The following is a 16,671-nucleotide window of genomic DNA, read 5'->3' as shown; positions in this document are numbered from 1 at the left end:
AAGCTTATCCACTTGCTTTGCAAGCCACTACACTTTATTTACAATCCTATGTTGTGGAAGTAAGGGATCTTGTACTCGCCCAGTATGTTCAACTTGATTATATCTAAAGGACTATTAGGCATCAATCAAATCAATTTTCCAATTACTCGACTGAATCACCACATTTAAATCACGTAATTTAAGACTAATATCATCAGCTTGTTTTTGTAGTGATGAAACTGGAATAACTTTATGCCACTTTATTTCCCGCGTACTATAACGATCAGATTCACGAGATGTATTACTTATTGCTGCAGTTAGGGTTTTGTGCTGTTCTACAAATTCATCACGCAAAGTCAATAAAGCAAGTAAAGAACGACCATCATTTAATTTTGTTAAAGCATTAGTTTCATGAATTGCATAACTTAATTTTTGAAATTCTTGAATTAAAGCAAATACTTGTTTTAGTAGTTCATTTGGATCTTCAGATGGTTTATCACCATCTTGTACCAATACATTTGCATTGATACGTTGTTTTAGTGAAATAATTTTTTTTTGTTGATCACTTCGAAGTAAGAGAGCTTCTGCTAATTTCATTTTTCACCTATTAACCAATTAGAATTAAGTTTTAAGCAGCTAAGTAATTTTACAAATACTATATCCTCATTCTTTAAAAATCAAAAAAATTGATTTTTTATAATTTTCAGAGGTAGAAGTCTTATATTTTGTCATTAGTCGAAGCTCAGAATTAAGCTAAAGGCCTTTTTTCAGATGCAGAATCCTTTATCTGATCCTAGACAGTATTGTGGACATTCGATCCCTCTAAATTCTTACAATATTTTTGTTCAAAGGCTTCAGGACTTAACCAGCCATTTGCAGAATGTATTCTGATTCGATTGTAATAAATCTCGATATAGTCAAACAAGACAGCATTCGCTTCTTTTCGAGTGGCAAACACACTGCCATGGATTACATGACCTTTCAATGTATGAAAGAAGCTTTCAGTCACTGCATTGTCCCAACATGAGCAGTGTACTGCGCAAGACTGCGTGACATACTTTGAATACAGTTATTCGTCAATAATAGCGCTCTAAAAGCACGACTACAGTACTGACTGCCTTGGTCAGAATGAACCATAACTCCTGTTGAATAAGCTTTTCATGCGCCAAGGTTGGTCCGAAACCATGCAGTTGATCAGAAACAATATTGAGGCACTTGAGTCTGAGTTCTTCAGAAAGCCTGGAATTGCTGGTTTGGCCACGACCCGTATGGGCTAATGCAGCTGGACCTTGAACTTTGTATTTCTGCAGTAAGCGTCTGACCTGACATTCTGAAATATGAAGTAGAAGTAGCTGAGCAGCCTGGGATTGAGTTATGCGTTGATCGCAGATTTCCTGCAAAACCGACAATCGTTTAAGTTCTTTATCCGACATAGTGATCAGCATCTATATTTTATATCCCGTCCATGGTGATAAAAACCATCATAAACCAGACATTTTTATTGGTGAGAATATAGACACTTTAAATGGGTTCTAACAAGTCGACTTCGCATAACAACCATTATGTTAAATGGAGATTTATTTCAAACATTATTCAACTAAAATATGCCTAAAAAATTAGATATTTTTCAAACTTTGGTTTGAAAAATCCATTTAAAATTAATTAAGCTGTTGTAATTTTTCATATAAATAATCAATAAATAATCTAACTCTCTTAGGTATATAATTTTTTTTGTAATAGACAGCATGGATTTTTTGCTCATGAATTTTTATTTCATCTTCAAATAAAGCAATTAATTTACCTTCGTTTATATCCTTTAAAATTAAAAATTCAGAGAGACAAGCGATTCCTACGCCTTGTAAAGCAAGTTGACGAACACTTTCGCCATTAGAAGCTGTAATAGATGGTGAAGTTTTATATAGTTGATCATTTATATAAATTGGCCAATTATTTAAATGCAAAGGATGGCTAAATCCTAATAATCTATGTTGATTTAACTCAATAATAGATTTTGGTAAGTTATTTTTTTTGAGATATTCAGCGCTAGCAACGATATACAAACGACTTTTATATAATAATTTTGCATAGAGACTTGAATCTTCTAGATCACCAAATCGTATAGCAACATCTATTTTATGCTCTAATAAATCAATTACATGATCATGACTAGTTAGTTCAATACTGATCTTTGGATATCGTTCTATAAACTCTGGTATTAATGGAATAATTACATGCAATACAAACGGTGTTGCTGAATCTATTTTAATTAAGCCTGTAGGTTCAGTACCTGGATTAATTAACAACTCTTCAGCTTCATTCAAATCAGAAAGTAATTTTCTTGCTCTTTCTAAAAAAATTTTTCCATCATAGGTAAGGTTAAGGCTACGGGTTGTACGTTCGATTAATTTAACATTTAATTTTTTTTCGAGGCGTTGTAATGTGCGACTGATAGCAGATGTTGTTTGATTTAATTGTTCTGCTGTTTTCACTATAGAGCCACAATCAGCGATCGTAACAAATACTAAAAGTTCATCAAATGTAGATTTCATATCTAAGTAAATCATTAATAAAAAATAATTTTTAATTATATATCAATTTTAATTATTAACAATTAATCAATAATGTTTTGTTAATAATTGCATTTATGTTGATGGATCTTAAATTTATATTGTACTTCTCTATTTAATTTGGGATGAAGATGAATAATATTTTAATTATCAATGGTGCTAAAACTTTTGCCCATTCTAATGGTGAATTGAATGATACCTTGACAATTTTAGCAGAAGAAGTATTAACCGAATTAGGTCATAAAGTTAAAGTTACGCGTGCTGATAGTGCTTTTGATCCAAAAGAGGAGGTAAAAAAATATCTTTGGGCTGATGCTATTATTTATCAAATGCCAGGCTGGTGGATGGGTGCACCATGGACAGTAAAAAAATATATTGATGATGTATTTACTGAAGGTCATGGTCATATATACGCAAATGATGGTCGTTCACGTTCGGATACTTCTAAAAAATATGGTTCGGGAGGTTTAATGCATGGCAAAAAATTTATGCTGTCATTAACTTGGAATGCACCTGCTGAAGCATTCACTGATCCAAAACAATTTTTTGAGGGGAGAGGTGTAGATGGGGTTTATTTGCCTTTTCGAAAAGCCAATGAGTTTCTTGGTATGCAAAGCATGTCAACATTTATTGCTCATGACGTCATCAAAGCACCAAACGTACCACAAATAAAAGATGACTATCGCCAACATTTGATCCGTAATTTTCCTGCATCAGTGATATAGAGGTAAATGATGTTAACAATTATTGCTGAAATTAAAATAGAACCCGGTTCAGAGCATCTGCAACATGTAATCAATTCATTCAAGGAGATCACACCAACAGTGCTTGAAGAAGATGGTTGTTTTGGTTACGAATTACTTATTAATCATGAGAGTCATGCGTCTTATCAGGCGCCATTGAAAAATACAGTCGTTATGTTGGAAAAATGGAAAAGTATCAAGCATTTAGATTCCCACCTTGCAACCGTACATATGCAAGAACATCACTTTAAGATAAAAGATGATGTTCTTGGTGTTGATATCCGAATTTTAGAGAATGGATTTTAATCAAATTATTATATTCATTTATGAGTTTCTCTAAAATTAACATAATACACGTTATACGAATCTAAAATGTTAGAACCCATTTAAAGTGTCTATATTCTCACCAATAAAAATGTCGGTGGTGTATCAAAAAGTATGCTAAAAAAAAGCAGGTTGAATTTTGATAAAATAGAGAAATGCAAATAACTCTAGAAATCAAATGTCCAACCTGCCTCAGTGACAGTATAAAGAAAAATGGCATCAAAGTAGATGGGAAACAAAACTACCAATGCAAAGACTGCAAACGTCAGTTTATTGGTGACCATGCTCTGAGCTATCTAGGATGTAATTCTGGCATTACTCGTAAAATATTACAGTTAATGGTCAGAGGCAGCGGTATACGAGATATCGCTGAAGTTGAGCGCATTAGTATCGGTAAAGTCTTACGGACTTTAACTGAATCGGCCTATCAAATTCAGCCTAAACAAAGTCATTATGAATCTCTCGAAGTAGATGAATTCTGGACTTTTGTTGGAAATAAAAATAATAAACAATGGCTTATTTACGCCTACCATCGAGAAACAGGTGAGATTGTTGCTTATGTTTGGGGTAAGAGAGATTTAGCTACAGTCCAAAGGTTGAAGACAAAGCTTAAACAATTAGGTATTCACTACACCCGAATTGCAAGTGATCATTGGGATAGTTTCATCACTGCTTTTAAAAACTGCAAGCAAAGTATTGGTAAGTTTTTTACTGTAGGAATTGAAGGTAATAATTGCAAAATAAGGCATCGAATAAGGCGTGGTTTTAGAAGAAGTTGTAATTTCTCCAAAAAGCTTGAAAACCATTTTAAAGCCTTCGACTTAACCTTCTTTTACATCAATAATGGCTTCATTTAATGTCAGCATACTTTTTAAAACACCACCAAAAACTCTACTATAGCATTTTACAAGTCAATCTCTTGCTTAAAACCCTACTTATTCCATGGAATAAAAGCAGACAAGATAAAGATCAGCCTTGTTCCAAAAGCTGTTTCAGTACAATCACATGGTTATAATCTATGCTCTTGGCTGCAGTAATTAAAGTGACTTGTTCCTGCTCAGCGATCTTCCGAATTTGCTGCAATGTCTTGGCTTGCTGAACAAGTTCCGCTGTATAGCGCTGTTGAAATATCTCCCAATGTTCAGGATCCTGCGCGTACCATTTGCGCAGTTCAGTCGAGGGCGTGATTTCCTTGGGCCACATATCAATTTGAGCATCCTGCTTTTTGATGCCTCTGGGCCAAAGTCGATCGACCAGAATCCGTTTACCATCTGACGCTAAAACTTCGGCATAGGCACGCTTGATTTGAATTTGCATGGGTCATCTATTTATTGATCTGGAATTTCGGCATTGACCAATAAAGTCAGCAATTGCAAGGATTCCTGCCATCCCAGATAACAGGCCTCTGCCGGAATCACATCTGGAATACCCGATTGGGTGATATGCACTTCCGTGCCCACAAAAACCGGGTGGAGCTGAATCGTGACGTCAATTTGACCGGGTAAGTTTGGGTCGTCGAACTGGTCGGTATAGCGCAACAACTGGTTAGGCATAATTTCATGATAGGTTCCGCCAAAAGACTGGCTGGTACCGGTGGTAAAATTGCTAAAGGACATTTTATAGCTGCCTCCCACTTTCGCATCAAGATGATGGACTTTGGCGGTAAAACCATGCGGCGCCATCCATTTCACCAAGGCATCAGGATCTGTAAAGGCTCTAAACACCCGTTCTGGGGGTGCAGTGAATACACGGTGAAGTTTGACTGTACTGGGCATTTGTTTTTCTCACTTTTTGTTGTTTTGTGTGCTTAAGTCTACTGCTGTTGATTCCTGGCTCTGTATGGCTTTGGTATGACATTCAGAGTGGATTTTCACTGCATTTAGCTCTACTGAAAAATGCTCAACAGCTTCCAGAATATTTCTACATTAAAAACAGCTGTGCTCAAGCAGATAGCTTTAATTTAATTCTGGCATCCGAACATAAACCCCTTAATCCGGCATGTCATCAATCTGATGCGGTTCTGTACGCGGCTGGGTATTCATGCGATGCCTAAAAGACGATGAACGTTCATATGCCTGCATACGCACCCGCATAATGGAACCCAATGGCTGATGTTCTGTCACGCCATGCCAAGGGTTAAAAGACAGCACGTCATCGGAATACACCCGACGTGCCGGACTGAAAGTATCCTGTTGGGGAAAGTGCAAATGACCAATGACCTGATGCGGTGATTCCTGTTCTTTCCACAGCACAGCCGCATCCTCGACGGGCATAGTCCTCAAATCGGTACATAGCTGCGCACGAATCACATAATCTGCCGTATACTTCTGAAAGAAATCCCGGACGATGTCACGAATAGCGGAATCATCATTGATTTGCATCTGGATACCGGTGAGTTTCTTCACCGAGTCAGATTCGGGTGCGACACTGATTTTGGCAATATAATCGCCATAACGAAGCGCTGCCATACTATGATAGGTTTCGCCCAATACATGATGCTGGCTACGCGCCAGACCTTTTAAGCTTGCAGGTGCGGGAAAGCCTGCGCGATTTACCAGATAATCTACGCCGCGCATCACCTGACGCAAGCTACGCATAACCGGTTCAGGCGCCTGTTCTGCTTCCGTAATAAAAGGCAGCATTTGCTTATATTTACGCACTGTTCCAAAAGTCAGCACCGGAATATTGACCATCAGAAAATCCTGATGATGACCATCGCTTGGATCATTCGGCAATAAGCGCTGTCCCGGCACATTTAAAATTTTAAGGGCGAAACCATGCGGAGCCGGAGTTTTATCGCTATGCAGATCGCCGGGCGCAGCCGATAGACGTACCATCACGTCATAATAGCCCGGATGAGCAAAAATCCCTTGAGCCAAATGAGCCGGCAAATTTTCAGGAACGGTCAAAATGCCTTTTAAGAAACCATGGGATTTTGCATGTGCATCACGAACCGCATGACGGTGCCGGTCAAAAACCTGGTTATTGGTCTGTGCCATCTGTTCTGTAATATGCAGAATATCCTCTTCTTCATTTTCCTGTTTTTGCTCTACTTCGGGACGATAGTTCACATAATTCGCACTCATACTTGCTTCCTTTTGATTTTTTGAATATGGATCAATTGCACTGAATTTTTTGTATTAATCTAACAAGGAGTTCGCTTTACAAGTTAATTCATTGGTTAATGCTTTGAGGGTCTTTGGTAAATACGACATGCAGACCGAGTCAAAGACCGATGAGGTGAAAAAATAGAGCACGTCAAAAATTGAAAAGTGATTTAACTTTGCAAGTTTCATGCTTATGCTTCGTCGGGAGATCCAGCTCATTTTCCAGGAAGATGAGTTTTGTTTTCGCTTTTAGCCTTTTTTTAGCTTAAAAAATCCTGAAGAGAGCCACCCTTGGCTTGTTGTAACTTGGCAATTTCCTCTAGCTTTTGGGTTTGCGCCTTGTCACTCGTCAGTGTCTGAATTAAATCGTCTGCAAGCTGGTTTAATAACACCAGATCATCTTCGCTCATCTGCCGAATTTGCTTATCCAGAACACAAAAGCTGCCTAACACCAGACCTTGTTTAGTACGTAAAGGTACACCGGCATAAAATTTGATTTTATTTCTGTTTAACTCCGGGTTATGGGTAAAACGCGGATCTCGGTCTATATCCTCAATAATCAGTGCTTCATTCTGATGAACCAGATGGGTACAAATGGATTCTTCCCGGGGAATGCGTGCCTCTATCGGATTTTGATTTTCATCTGCCAGCGGGCTGGCTGGGGTATTCACCCATTTTTCATCAACCAGGGAAATTTGCGCATATTTCACGTTAAATGCCTGGCAGGCTTCTTCAATATACTGCTGATAAATCAGTAAAGTTTCAGGTTGAAGCAATTGCAGTTCATGCAAGGCCGCCAAACGTTCCGGTTCATTTTCCGCAAGCAATTCACGTGCAGGATTTTTACCTTGTTGTAGCATCAGCGCATCAATGCTCAGCATCAATTCATTCACCGTGGATACCACGGCATCCGGTTGAAAACGGTTTTGAATCTCGTCCCGCAATTCATCGCTGACATTGCCCCAGGTGGCAAAAATAATTTTAATATTCGGCAGACGTTTACGGATGCGATGATTCAACAAGCGAATTTGTGCCAAAGGCTGCCGATAAAACATGGAAATGCAAAGCATCTGAGTATTTTCTGGCAAGGATTCAAGCACATCCATTTTTGATTGAATCAGTACTTCATTATGGCTTTGCGCGGCAATTTTTCTTAAGTTTAAACCATGGGCCAACATGGAAGATGCCCATACATCAATTTCCCAACGCGCCCCCAAGCACACCACTTGCGCAGGACCAGCTGTATTTGGAGCTGGGTACTTTTGCTGGAAATCATGATTAAACAACTTTAAGCCCTGATGCATTCTTAAACGGTGCTCGGCACTGGCTTCGGTACTATGTCCTTGCGAAAACAAACGAATGGCGGGAATGGCAACGTCGTCATAAAAGGCATTGACCTTACGAACGACGACTTCCTCACTGGGCTTTTTCGGCAATTTCTGTTGAATATAATCCTGGGCAACTTCAAGGGCATCCTCTACTTCATCGGCAACCAGGCGCTGGTAAAAGCGTTCCGGTGGCGTCAGTACCGGTTCGCTACCAATCAGGGTTTTGATAAATCCCAATGCCGGAATATAGTGAGCCAATACCAATAAACACGCCGTCAATGGCGTCGAGAGAATCAGTCCAGCAGCCCCCATAGCGTAGTCCAGAATGTCGCCGCAAGAATAATCGCCAAAGTGGAAAGACCGGTACTTTCGCCATACAACCACGGTTCAATCACATTGTTACTAATCAGCTCGAGTAACAGAATCAGCCCAATGGTCCAGAGCACCATATTCCAGCCCGGATCAACCGCAAATGCCAAGGTAATGGGAAATAAGGCCGAGATCATGGGCCCGACATAGGGTAAAAAGCGCATTCCGATCGCGACAATTCCCCACATAATCGCAGCAGGCACACCAATCAGCCATAAGCCCACCGCCATGGGAATACCGAAAGTGACATTCACCAACAACTGCATCCGCAAATAGGTTCCAATCCGGTCTGCGGCATCATCCAGTGCATCTGTACCGACGTTTAAATTGCCGCCCAGCAATTTCAACAAACGGTCATGCAAGTCTTTGCGACTGAGTAAAATCAGTACCACAAACAGAAAAACAATCCCGACTGTGGCCAAGGGATGAAAGATCCTCGCGCCCCACTGCATTGCCGTTTCAGTGGTACTGGCTTGCTGCCCAACCACCTGCACCTGCTGCACCCCCTGGGTTTGTTCAACTGGAGTCACGTCCTATATCGAACTTTCTACCGTATCAATGGTCGTGATGGCGCCGTCCCATACACTCGGCCCAGAAGTAAAACTTTTGGTGGTGTTTCAAAAAGTATGCTGAAAAAAAGCAGGTTGGATTTTGATAAAATAGAGAAATGCGAATAACTCTAGAAATCAAGTGTCCAGCCTGCCTAAGTGACAGTATAAAGAAAAATGGCACAAAAGTAGATGGTAAGCAAAATTACCAATGTAAAATATGCAGACGTCAATTTATTGGTGATCATGCTCTCAGTTATCAAGGCTGTCACTCAGGTATCAAAACCAAAATATTACACCTCATGGTGCGAGGCAGTGGTGTCAGGGATATAGCAGAAATTGAAAGAGTAAGTATCGGTAAAGTTCTACGGACACTTAGCCAATCAAAATATCAACTTCGAGCACAGCAAAGTCATTATGAAACCCTTGAAGTAGATGAGTTTTGGACTTTTGTTGGTCATAAGCAAAATAAACAATGGCTAATTTATGCCTATCATCGAGAAACAGGTGAAATTGTTGCTTATGTATGGGGTAACCGAGATTTAGCCACTGCAAAACGACTTAAATTAAAATTGAAGCAGTTAGGTGTAAGCTATACATGTATATCAAGTGACCATTGGGATAGCTTTGTTACGACCTTTAAAGAATGCAAACAGTTGATTGGTAAATTTTTCACTGTGGGTATAGAAGGCAATAATTGTCGATTACGGCATCGAATCAGGCGAGGCTTTAGGAGAAGCTGCAACTTCTCCAAAAAGCTTGAAAATCATTTCAAAGCCTTTGATTTAGTGTTCTTTTATATCAATAATGGATTCGTTTAATGCCAGCATACTTTTTGAAACACCACCAAAATGTCTAGTTTATGATGGTTTTCACCATCATGGACTGGATATAAATATAGATGCTGATCACTATGTCTGACAAAGAAATTCAACGTCTTGCAGTTCTGCAAGACGTTCGAGATCATCGTATTACACAAGTCCGTGCTGCTGAAATCCTTAATCTTTCAACCCGTCAAATTACCCGGTTATTACAGAAGCTCAATCAAGATGGTGTTTCAAGTATGGCGCATGCCAGTCGTGGTCAACCGGGCCATCATCGCCATGACGATTTATTAAAATCAAAATGTCTTTCCATTATTTCTGAACATCTGCTGGGATTTGGACCTACCTTGGCCCATGAGAAGCTCAGCAGCATGTTTGACCTGAATATCCCGGTAGAAACGCTTCGGCGCTGGATGACTGCAAATGACCTCTGGATTCCACGATCCAAGCGCCTTAAACGTCCATATCAGCCACGTTATAACCGGGATTGCTTCGGTGAGCTAATCCAGATTGATGGCTCATATCATGACTGGTTCGAAGGACGCGCTGCTAAGTGCTGCTTGCTGGTTTATATCGATGATGCCACTGGAAAGCTGTTGCATCTGCGCTTCTGTGAGGCGGAAACGACCTTCGACTATATGCTTTCAACCCGAGCCTACATTGAACAATACGGTAAGCCTCTGGCCTTTTATAGCGATATAATTTTCAAATGAAGAAGCCTACACACAAAATCTACCGCACAACCAATTGGCCCGCATATAACCGAGCACTCATGAGTCGCGGAAATATTGCCATTTGGTTTGATCCTGCTACGCAATGGTATGCGCCATCAAAAGGCAAACAAGGGCGAAATCAAACCTACTCCGACGCAGCCATCCAATGCTGCTTAATGATTAAATCCTTATTCCGTCTGTCTTTACGTATGGTTACTGGCTTTGTGCAAAGTCTGATTAAACTTTGCGGCTGAGCAGCCCCGAATATCAGTGATATTCGTACAGTACGCTTTGTAGAAGACAAAAGCATATTGATATTGCAATCAGCTACCAAAAAAGTAGCGATGGGCTGCATCTACTCATGGACTCTACAGGCATGAAGTTTCTAGGTGAGGTCGAATGGAAGCGCAAGAAACATGGACCTGAATATCGTCGCCAATGGCGTAAACTACATATTGGTATAGATGCCAAAACCCTGCAAATACGAGCAGTTCAGCTTACAACCAATAATGTCAGTGATTCACAGGTGCTTGGTGATTTACTTAATCAGATTCCACAAGATGAGCGGATTGACTCTGTTTATACCGATGGAGCTTATGACACCAAGCAATGCCGTCAGGTCATTGCAGATCGGCAAGGGCATGCGGTGATTCCACCTAGAAAAAATGCGAAACCATGGAAAGATACAAAGAGTAGCTCGCTAGAACGAAATGAATTACTTCGAACAGTTAAACGTTTAGGCAGGACACTATGGAAAAAATGGTCAGGCTATCATCGGCGAAGTTGGTTGAAACTAAGATGCACTGCATTAAATTATTAGGAGATAAACTCAGCGCAAGGAGTTTTGATAGCCAAGTGAATGAAATTCATGCACGTGTAGCAGTCCTCAACAGATTTACGGAATCAGGTCGACCATTTACCCAAGTTACGCCTTAAATTTGGCTCAATTAGGGGCGCTTTGCATTTCAAATCTTTGTGCAACAAAGCCCTTTGAAAGCGTAAAACTTTCATTGAGAACAACAATGGGTATAGACAGGGACAGTACGAGTTGAGGTGAAACAATAATATTAGTTGTTTTTTAGTTGAACCTTTTTTTGTCAATCGAATTGTTTTTAGTTCAAACATGATGAAGTTTATGAATTAAAATTTAATTCAACATATCATATTTATCTAATAGGACTTACGCATTGACGGATTCAAAAAAGTATTAAAATACTTTATAAAGTATCTGTGATCAGACGAATTAAACATGCTTCTACAGCAACTTGTACATTACCCATTTATATGGGCTTTCTCATGACAGAACCGAACTCTATTAGCTGCACACAACTTGCCGAGACTTATAATATCTCGCATGATAGTGTAAATCGCTTTCTAGAGCGTGAAGACTACACACCTCACGACCTATATCAAGAATCAATTCAACATATTGATAATAATAAACTTATAGTCAGCATTGATGATACTGTTTTAGATAAACCATATAGTCAACATATGGACTTGGTTAGCTATTTTTGGTCAGGCAAACACCATCGATCCGTCAAGGGTATTAATCTCATTACCTTGTATGCGACAGATCAAAATGGTCAAAATATTCCAATTAATTTCCGAATTTATGACAAATCTGAAAGTAAAACCAAGAATGATTACTTTATGGATATGTTAAGTGAAGTACTCAGTTGGGGGGCAAAGATTCAATTTATTACAGGTGATAGTTGGTATTCATCGACTGGAAATCTAAAAACCATAAGAAAATATGGTATTCGATTTATGTTTGGTATCGACTGTAACCGTAAGGTTTCCCCAGAAAAAGGACAATGGTTTCAACTGCGTTTATTGCCAGATTTCCATCAGGGTCAAGTGGTCTGGCTCAAAGATTTTGGCTTTGTACAATTATTTAAGACTCAGTTAAAAGAACAGCAGAGGTTTTATATTGTGCATCAAGATGAAGATGATTTATTGTCCTTTGAGGGTTTTCATGAATTGCATTCAAGTCATTGGAAAATAGAGCAATATCACCGGGTGATTAAACAGGTTTGTCATATTGAAAAGTTTCAAGTAAGACGATCTAAACTGATTTTGAATCATATTTTTTCAGCCTTGATGGCCTACGTTGAGATACAAAAGAACCAGTTTGAGCGGATCTTTGAAAATGTATATCGTTGGCAGAAGAAATTATTTAGACCAGTTATCAAAAACTTCATTGATGACTTTATTCTCGATAAAAATCATCTGCTACCACAGAGAATCTATAAATAATAGTGCGTAAGTCCTATCTAATTAAAGGATAGTACTTTAACTTATTGAAATCAGGTGAGTGTAAGGGATATATGAAGTTATTGTTTGGTATACTTCGCTTAACATAATCAATATTATACGAAATCAGTTTGTTAGAACCCATTTAAAGTGTCTATATTCTCACCAATAAAAATGTCTGGTTTATGATGGTTTTTATCACCATGGACTGGATATAAAATATAGATGCTGATCACTATGTCTGATAAAGAAATTCAACGTCTTGCAGTTCTGCAAGACGTTAGAGATCATCGTATTACCCAGGTCCGTGCTGCTGAAATCCTGAATCTTTCCACCCGTCAAATTACCCGGTTATTGCAGAAGCTCAATCAAGATGGTGTCTCAGGTATGGCACATGCCAGTCGTGGTCAACCGGGTCATCGTCGCCATGACGTCCTGTTAAAATCAGAATGTCTTTCCATTATTTCTGAACATTTACTTGGCTTTGGTCCTACATTGGCTCATGAGAAGCTCAGCAGCATGTTTGGCCTGCATATCCCGGTAGAAACGGTTCGTCGCTGGATGACTGCAAATGACCTCTGGATTCCTCGATCCAAGCGCCTGAAACGTCCGTATCAGCCTAGATATAACCGTGATTGCTTCGGTGAGCTGATCCAGATCGATGGCTCATATCATGACTGGTTTGAAGGTCGAGCTTCCAAATGCTGCTTGCTGGTTTATATCGATGACGCCACTGGAAAGCTGTTGCATCTGCGCTTTTGTGAGGCTGAAACGACCTTTGATTATGGCTTTGTTGCACAAAGATTTGAAATGCAAAGCGCCCCTAATTGAGCCAAATTTAAGGCGTAACTTGGGTAAGTGGTCGACCTAATTCCGTAAATCTGTTAAGGACTGCTACACGTGCATGGATCTCATTCACTTGGCTATCAAAACTCCTTGCACTGAGTTTATCTCCTAATAATTTGATGCAATGCATCTTAGTTTCAACGTAAGCGTCCGCTGAACACACCTTATGAATTCATCCTATAAGCCTTAATTTAGTCCCCACTTAAAAACAAGTGGGGACTAAAATTTATGACTACAAATCACCAGACATCCATCGCATCTCTTGCGAAAAAACGAAGAACATACAGTGCTGAATTTAAACAGCAGATCGTTCAGGCTTGTAAAGCACCGGACGTTTCAATTGCTTCGGTCGCTTTGCAACATGGATTGAATACAAATCTTGTATCCAAATGGATTCGCTTAATTGATGGTAAGCCAGGGAATGATCGCTCACCACTACCGAATAAACCTGCATTTATTGCCTTATCTTGCTCTACACCATTAGATCCTACTCCTACTGACATGTTAACGGTTCAAATTACTTTACCCCACTCAAAAGCAGAAATTGGCTTGAAATGGCAAGTATCAGAAATATCTGCTTTAGCAGAATTACTCAAGGCACTTGCAACATGATCCGCATTGATGAAATCTGGCTTTCTACCCAACCTCTGGATATGCGAGCAGGTATGGATACGACCATGGCTCAGGTGGTGAGAGCCTTTGGCTACATCAAACCGCATTGTGCTTACCTGTTCTGTAATAAACGTGGCCATCGCATGAAAGTGCTGGTACATGATGGATTGGGCATCTGGCTGTGTGCCCGGCGGCTGGAACAGGGCAAATTTCACTGGGCTCAAGTTCACCAAGGTGAAACCGTGGCCCTCAGCCCGGAACAGTTACAGGCACTGATCCAAGGTTTGCCCTGGCAGCGCATTGGACGACAGCAGGTGGTGACGATGCTTTAAACCAGGCTCGACCATTCTGCTATTCTCCAAACGTTCTATTTCATTCTTCTCATGACCTCAGGCATACTGCGGTCATGAATACGCTGCCTGATTTAAGCCAACTGACCCATGAACAACTGCTGGAATTCACCAGGCAGTTGGCGCTGCAGCATCAGTCTCTAGCACAATCAAACCAACAATTGGATGCCAAAGTTCAACATCTTTCTATTCTCAATCAAAAATACGAGCATGAACTGGCGCTGTTTAAAAAGCACAAATTCGCCCAAAAGAATGAACACTTAACGGCAAAACAAATCCATCTGTGGGATGAAGCGGTTGAAGAAGATATTGCCGCGGTTGATCTAGAACTGGAACGGCTAAATGCAGATAAAACCAATGCAGCGACACAGAAAGCCAAAACCAATAAACCTAAACGTCGACCACTGCCAGATCATCTACACACCATCCGTATTGAGCATGAACCTGCATCAACCCAATGTGCTTGTGGCTGCCAACTCCGTCGTATCGGCGAAGATGTCAGTGAAAAACTGCATTTCAGACCGGCACAGTTCTATAAGGAACAGCATGTGCGTGGTAAATGGGTCTGTGATCAGTGTGACACTCTAACTCAGCAAGCGATGCCCGCCTATGTGATTGATAAAGGCATTGCTTCACCTGAATTGCTCAGCCATGTGCTGGTATCGAAGTATGCCGATCATTTGCCGCTGTACCGTCAGCGCCTGATCTATCAGCGGGCTGGCATTGATCTGTCCAGATCCACTTTATCTGACTGGATAGGTCGCTGCGGTGTAGAACTGGAACCTCTGGCCAATGCCTTAAAAGAGGTGGTGCTGCAACAGCGGGTGCTGCATGCAGATGAAACACCGGTCACCATCATGCGGATGGGTGAGAATAATAAAAAACCGAAGAAAGGTTATGTCTGGGCCTATGCCACCACACAGTATAATCCAGTTCAGGCGGTGATCTATGACTTTCAGGATAGTCGTTCAGGCCAGCATGCTGAAGAGTTCTTGAAAGGCTGGCAGGGCTATCTAGTCTGTGATGATTACAGTGGTTATAAAGCACGTTTTAAATCAGGCCAGGTGATTGAGGTGGGCTGCATGGCCCATGCACGTCGTAAATTCCATGAACTGCATGTGACCGGGAAAAGTCAGGTCGCTGAACAGGCATTAGTGCTGATTCAGAAACTGTATGGGATAGAAGCAGAACTCAGGAAAAAGACCGATAGTACAGCGGAAGACCGCCGCGAATACCGGCAACAGCATAGTCAACCGGTGATGCAACAACTGTATGAATGGCTCAACCAACATCATCTGACGGTGCCATCGAGTTCTCCCACCGCCAAGGCGATCAATTACACTCTGAAGCGTTGGCCAGCTTTAAGCCGCTATTTGGATGATGGCAATCTACCGATTTGCAATAATTGGGTAGAGAATCAAATGCGACCTTGGGCCTTAGGACGCAAGAACTGGCTGTTTGCTGGCTCGCTGCGCAGTGGTCAGCGAGCGGCGAATATCATGACTTTAATCCAGTCAGCAAAGCTGAATGGCTTGGATCCGTATGCCTATTTAAGTGATGTGCTGAAAAGGTTACCGACACATAAAGTGAGCCAAATAGAAGAATTGCTGCCGCACCGCTGGAAACCCGACCAAAATTAAAAAATAGCTATGGGGTTCAGCGCACGCTTACGTTTCAACCAAACTTCGCCGATGATAGCCTGACCATTTTTTCCATAGTGTCCTGCCTAAACGTTTAATTGTTCGAAGTAAGTCATTTCGCTCTAGCGAGCTACTCTTTGTATCTTTCCATGGTTTCGCATTTTTTCTAGGTGGAATCACCGCATGCGCTTGCCGATCTGCAATGACCTGACGGCATTGCTTGGTGTCATAAGCTCCATCGGTATAAACAGAGTTAATCTGCTCATCTTGTGGAATCTGATTAAGTAAATCACCAAGCACCTGTGAATCACTGACATTATTGGTTGTAAGCTGAACTGCTCGTATTTGTAGGGTTTTAGCATCTATACCAATATGAAGTTTACGCCATTGGCGACGATATTCAGGTCCATGTTTCTTGCGTTTCCATTCGCCCTCACCTAGAAACTTCATGCCTGTAGAGTCCAT

General features: G+C 40.7%; 15 protein-coding genes and 7 pseudogenes. 11 read left to right on the top strand and 11 right to left on the bottom strand.

The annotated features are described in order from the left end of the window. Positions 1 to 114 precede the first annotated feature (114 nt). The 4 genes and pseudogenes from HGD77_RS15525 to HGD77_RS15510 form a co-directional block, all read right to left on the bottom strand. Complete coding sequence (locus HGD77_RS15525; RefSeq protein ID WP_004281794.1) at positions 115 to 576, bottom strand: DIP1984 family protein; 462 nt, start codon at positions 574 to 576, stop codon at positions 115 to 117. A gap of 196 nt (positions 577 to 772) precedes the next feature. After that, positions 773 to 1,137, bottom strand: a pseudogene (locus HGD77_RS15520) (IS3 family transposase); the annotation flags it as partial. Further along, positions 1,131 to 1,412, bottom strand: a pseudogene (locus HGD77_RS15515) (helix-turn-helix domain-containing protein); the annotation flags it as partial. The pseudogenes HGD77_RS15520 and HGD77_RS15515, both read right to left, overlap by 7 nt. A 225-nt stretch (positions 1,413 to 1,637) precedes the next feature. After that, positions 1,638 to 2,528 carry a LysR family transcriptional regulator gene (locus HGD77_RS15510; protein WP_004281790.1) on the bottom strand — a complete coding sequence of 297 codons (891 nt, stop codon included), beginning with the start codon at positions 2,526 to 2,528 and terminating at the stop codon, positions 1,638 to 1,640. A 149-nt stretch (positions 2,529 to 2,677) separates the two neighbouring features. On the opposite strand from HGD77_RS15510, the gene HGD77_RS15505 reads away from it, so the two are divergent. The 3 genes from HGD77_RS15505 to HGD77_RS15495 all read left to right on the top strand — a co-directional run bounded on the left by HGD77_RS15505 (position 2,678) and on the right by HGD77_RS15495 (position 4,470). After that, positions 2,678 to 3,271, top strand: a complete 594-nt coding sequence (locus HGD77_RS15505; RefSeq protein ID WP_005100727.1) for an NAD(P)H-dependent oxidoreductase — start codon at positions 2,678 to 2,680, stop codon at positions 3,269 to 3,271. A 9-nt stretch (positions 3,272 to 3,280) separates the two neighbouring features. Further along, the gene (locus HGD77_RS15500) at positions 3,281 to 3,595 is read left to right on the top strand and encodes a putative quinol monooxygenase (RefSeq protein WP_004281786.1); all 315 of its coding nucleotides are present in this window, start codon (positions 3,281 to 3,283) and stop codon (positions 3,593 to 3,595) included. Between the two features lie 173 nt (positions 3,596 to 3,768). After that, positions 3,769 to 4,470, top strand: a complete 702-nt coding sequence (locus HGD77_RS15495) for an IS1 family transposase (protein ID WP_004282344.1) — start codon at positions 3,769 to 3,771, stop codon at positions 4,468 to 4,470. Positions 4,471 to 4,582: 112 nt separating this feature from the next. On the opposite strand, the gene HGD77_RS15490 is transcribed toward HGD77_RS15495, so the two are convergent. The 5 genes from HGD77_RS15490 to HGD77_RS17085 form a co-directional block, all read right to left on the bottom strand. Further along, on the bottom strand, positions 4,583 to 4,930 hold the full coding sequence (locus HGD77_RS15490; protein ID WP_004281785.1) for a DUF488 domain-containing protein: 348 nt from the start codon (positions 4,928 to 4,930) through the stop codon (positions 4,583 to 4,585). An 11-nt stretch (positions 4,931 to 4,941) separates the two neighbouring features. Further along, positions 4,942 to 5,388, bottom strand: a complete 447-nt coding sequence (locus tag HGD77_RS15485; protein ID WP_004281784.1) for an SRPBCC family protein — start codon at positions 5,386 to 5,388, stop codon at positions 4,942 to 4,944. Positions 5,389 to 5,601: 213 nt separating this feature from the next. Continuing rightward, a complete protein-coding gene (locus HGD77_RS15480) occupies positions 5,602 to 6,699 on the bottom strand; it encodes a catalase family protein (RefSeq protein WP_005100728.1) in 1,098 nt (365 codons plus the stop codon). Positions 6,700 to 6,980: 281 nt separating this feature from the next. Continuing rightward, on the bottom strand, positions 6,981 to 8,360 hold the full coding sequence (locus HGD77_RS15475) for a GAF domain-containing protein (RefSeq protein ID WP_228761483.1): 1,380 nt from the start codon (positions 8,358 to 8,360) through the stop codon (positions 6,981 to 6,983). Beyond that, positions 8,342 to 8,947 carry an AI-2E family transporter gene (locus HGD77_RS17085; protein WP_228761482.1) on the bottom strand — a complete coding sequence of 202 codons (606 nt, stop codon included), beginning with the start codon at positions 8,945 to 8,947 and terminating at the stop codon, positions 8,342 to 8,344. Before HGD77_RS17085 ends, HGD77_RS15475 begins: the two co-directional genes overlap by 19 nt. A gap of 137 nt (positions 8,948 to 9,084) precedes the next feature. On the opposite strand from HGD77_RS17085, the gene HGD77_RS15470 reads away from it, so the two are divergent. From HGD77_RS15470 to HGD77_RS15450, 5 genes and pseudogenes are all read left to right on the top strand, one after another. Next, positions 9,085 to 9,786 carry an IS1 family transposase gene (locus HGD77_RS15470; protein ID WP_004282341.1) on the top strand — a complete coding sequence of 234 codons (702 nt, stop codon included), beginning with the start codon at positions 9,085 to 9,087 and terminating at the stop codon, positions 9,784 to 9,786. An 80-nt stretch (positions 9,787 to 9,866) separates the two neighbouring features. Continuing rightward, positions 9,867 to 10,487, top strand: a pseudogene (locus HGD77_RS15465) (helix-turn-helix domain-containing protein); the annotation flags it as partial. A gap of 11 nt (positions 10,488 to 10,498) precedes the next feature. Then, positions 10,499 to 11,438: pseudogene (locus HGD77_RS15460) on the top strand (IS5 family transposase). A 294-nt stretch (positions 11,439 to 11,732) separates the two neighbouring features. Next, positions 11,733 to 12,761, top strand: coding sequence for a transposase (locus tag HGD77_RS15455; protein WP_079255106.1), 1,029 nt, complete (start codon positions 11,733 to 11,735; stop codon positions 12,759 to 12,761). Positions 12,762 to 12,983: 222 nt separating this feature from the next. Next, a pseudogene (locus HGD77_RS15450) lies at positions 12,984 to 13,544 on the top strand (helix-turn-helix domain-containing protein); the annotation flags it as partial. A gap of 52 nt (positions 13,545 to 13,596) precedes the next feature. On the opposite strand, the pseudogene HGD77_RS15445 reads toward HGD77_RS15450, so the two are convergent. Continuing rightward, positions 13,597 to 13,746, bottom strand: a pseudogene (locus tag HGD77_RS15445) (IS5/IS1182 family transposase); the annotation flags it as partial. A gap of 86 nt (positions 13,747 to 13,832) precedes the next feature. On the opposite strand from HGD77_RS15445, the gene tnpA reads away from it, so the two are divergent. The 3 genes from tnpA to HGD77_RS15430 all read left to right on the top strand — a co-directional run bounded on the left by tnpA (position 13,833) and on the right by HGD77_RS15430 (position 16,206). Beyond that, a complete protein-coding gene (gene tnpA, locus HGD77_RS15440; protein ID WP_004733109.1) occupies positions 13,833 to 14,216 on the top strand; it encodes an IS66-like element accessory protein TnpA in 384 nt (127 codons plus the stop codon). Next, positions 14,213 to 14,548, top strand: a complete 336-nt coding sequence (gene tnpB, locus HGD77_RS15435; protein ID WP_005265675.1) for an IS66 family insertion sequence element accessory protein TnpB — start codon at positions 14,213 to 14,215, stop codon at positions 14,546 to 14,548. The genes tnpA and tnpB overlap by 4 nt, the downstream gene beginning before the upstream one ends. Before the next feature lie 74 nt (positions 14,549 to 14,622). After that, the gene (locus HGD77_RS15430) at positions 14,623 to 16,206 is read left to right on the top strand and encodes an IS66-like element ISAba25 family transposase (RefSeq protein WP_168730562.1); all 1,584 of its coding nucleotides are present in this window, start codon (positions 14,623 to 14,625) and stop codon (positions 16,204 to 16,206) included. Between the two features lie 27 nt (positions 16,207 to 16,233). Here HGD77_RS15430 and HGD77_RS17275 read toward each other — a convergent pair. After that, a pseudogene (locus tag HGD77_RS17275) lies at positions 16,234 to 16,671 on the bottom strand (IS5 family transposase); the annotation flags it as partial.

It is taken from the genome of Acinetobacter sp. NEB149 (genome assembly GCF_012516415.1).
In the GTDB taxonomy this organism is placed as follows: Bacteria; Pseudomonadota; Gammaproteobacteria; order Pseudomonadales; family Moraxellaceae; genus Acinetobacter; species Acinetobacter lwoffii_V.
The sequence above is the reverse complement of the archived record's forward strand: the minus strand, read 5'-3'. Positions and strand labels throughout refer to the sequence as shown.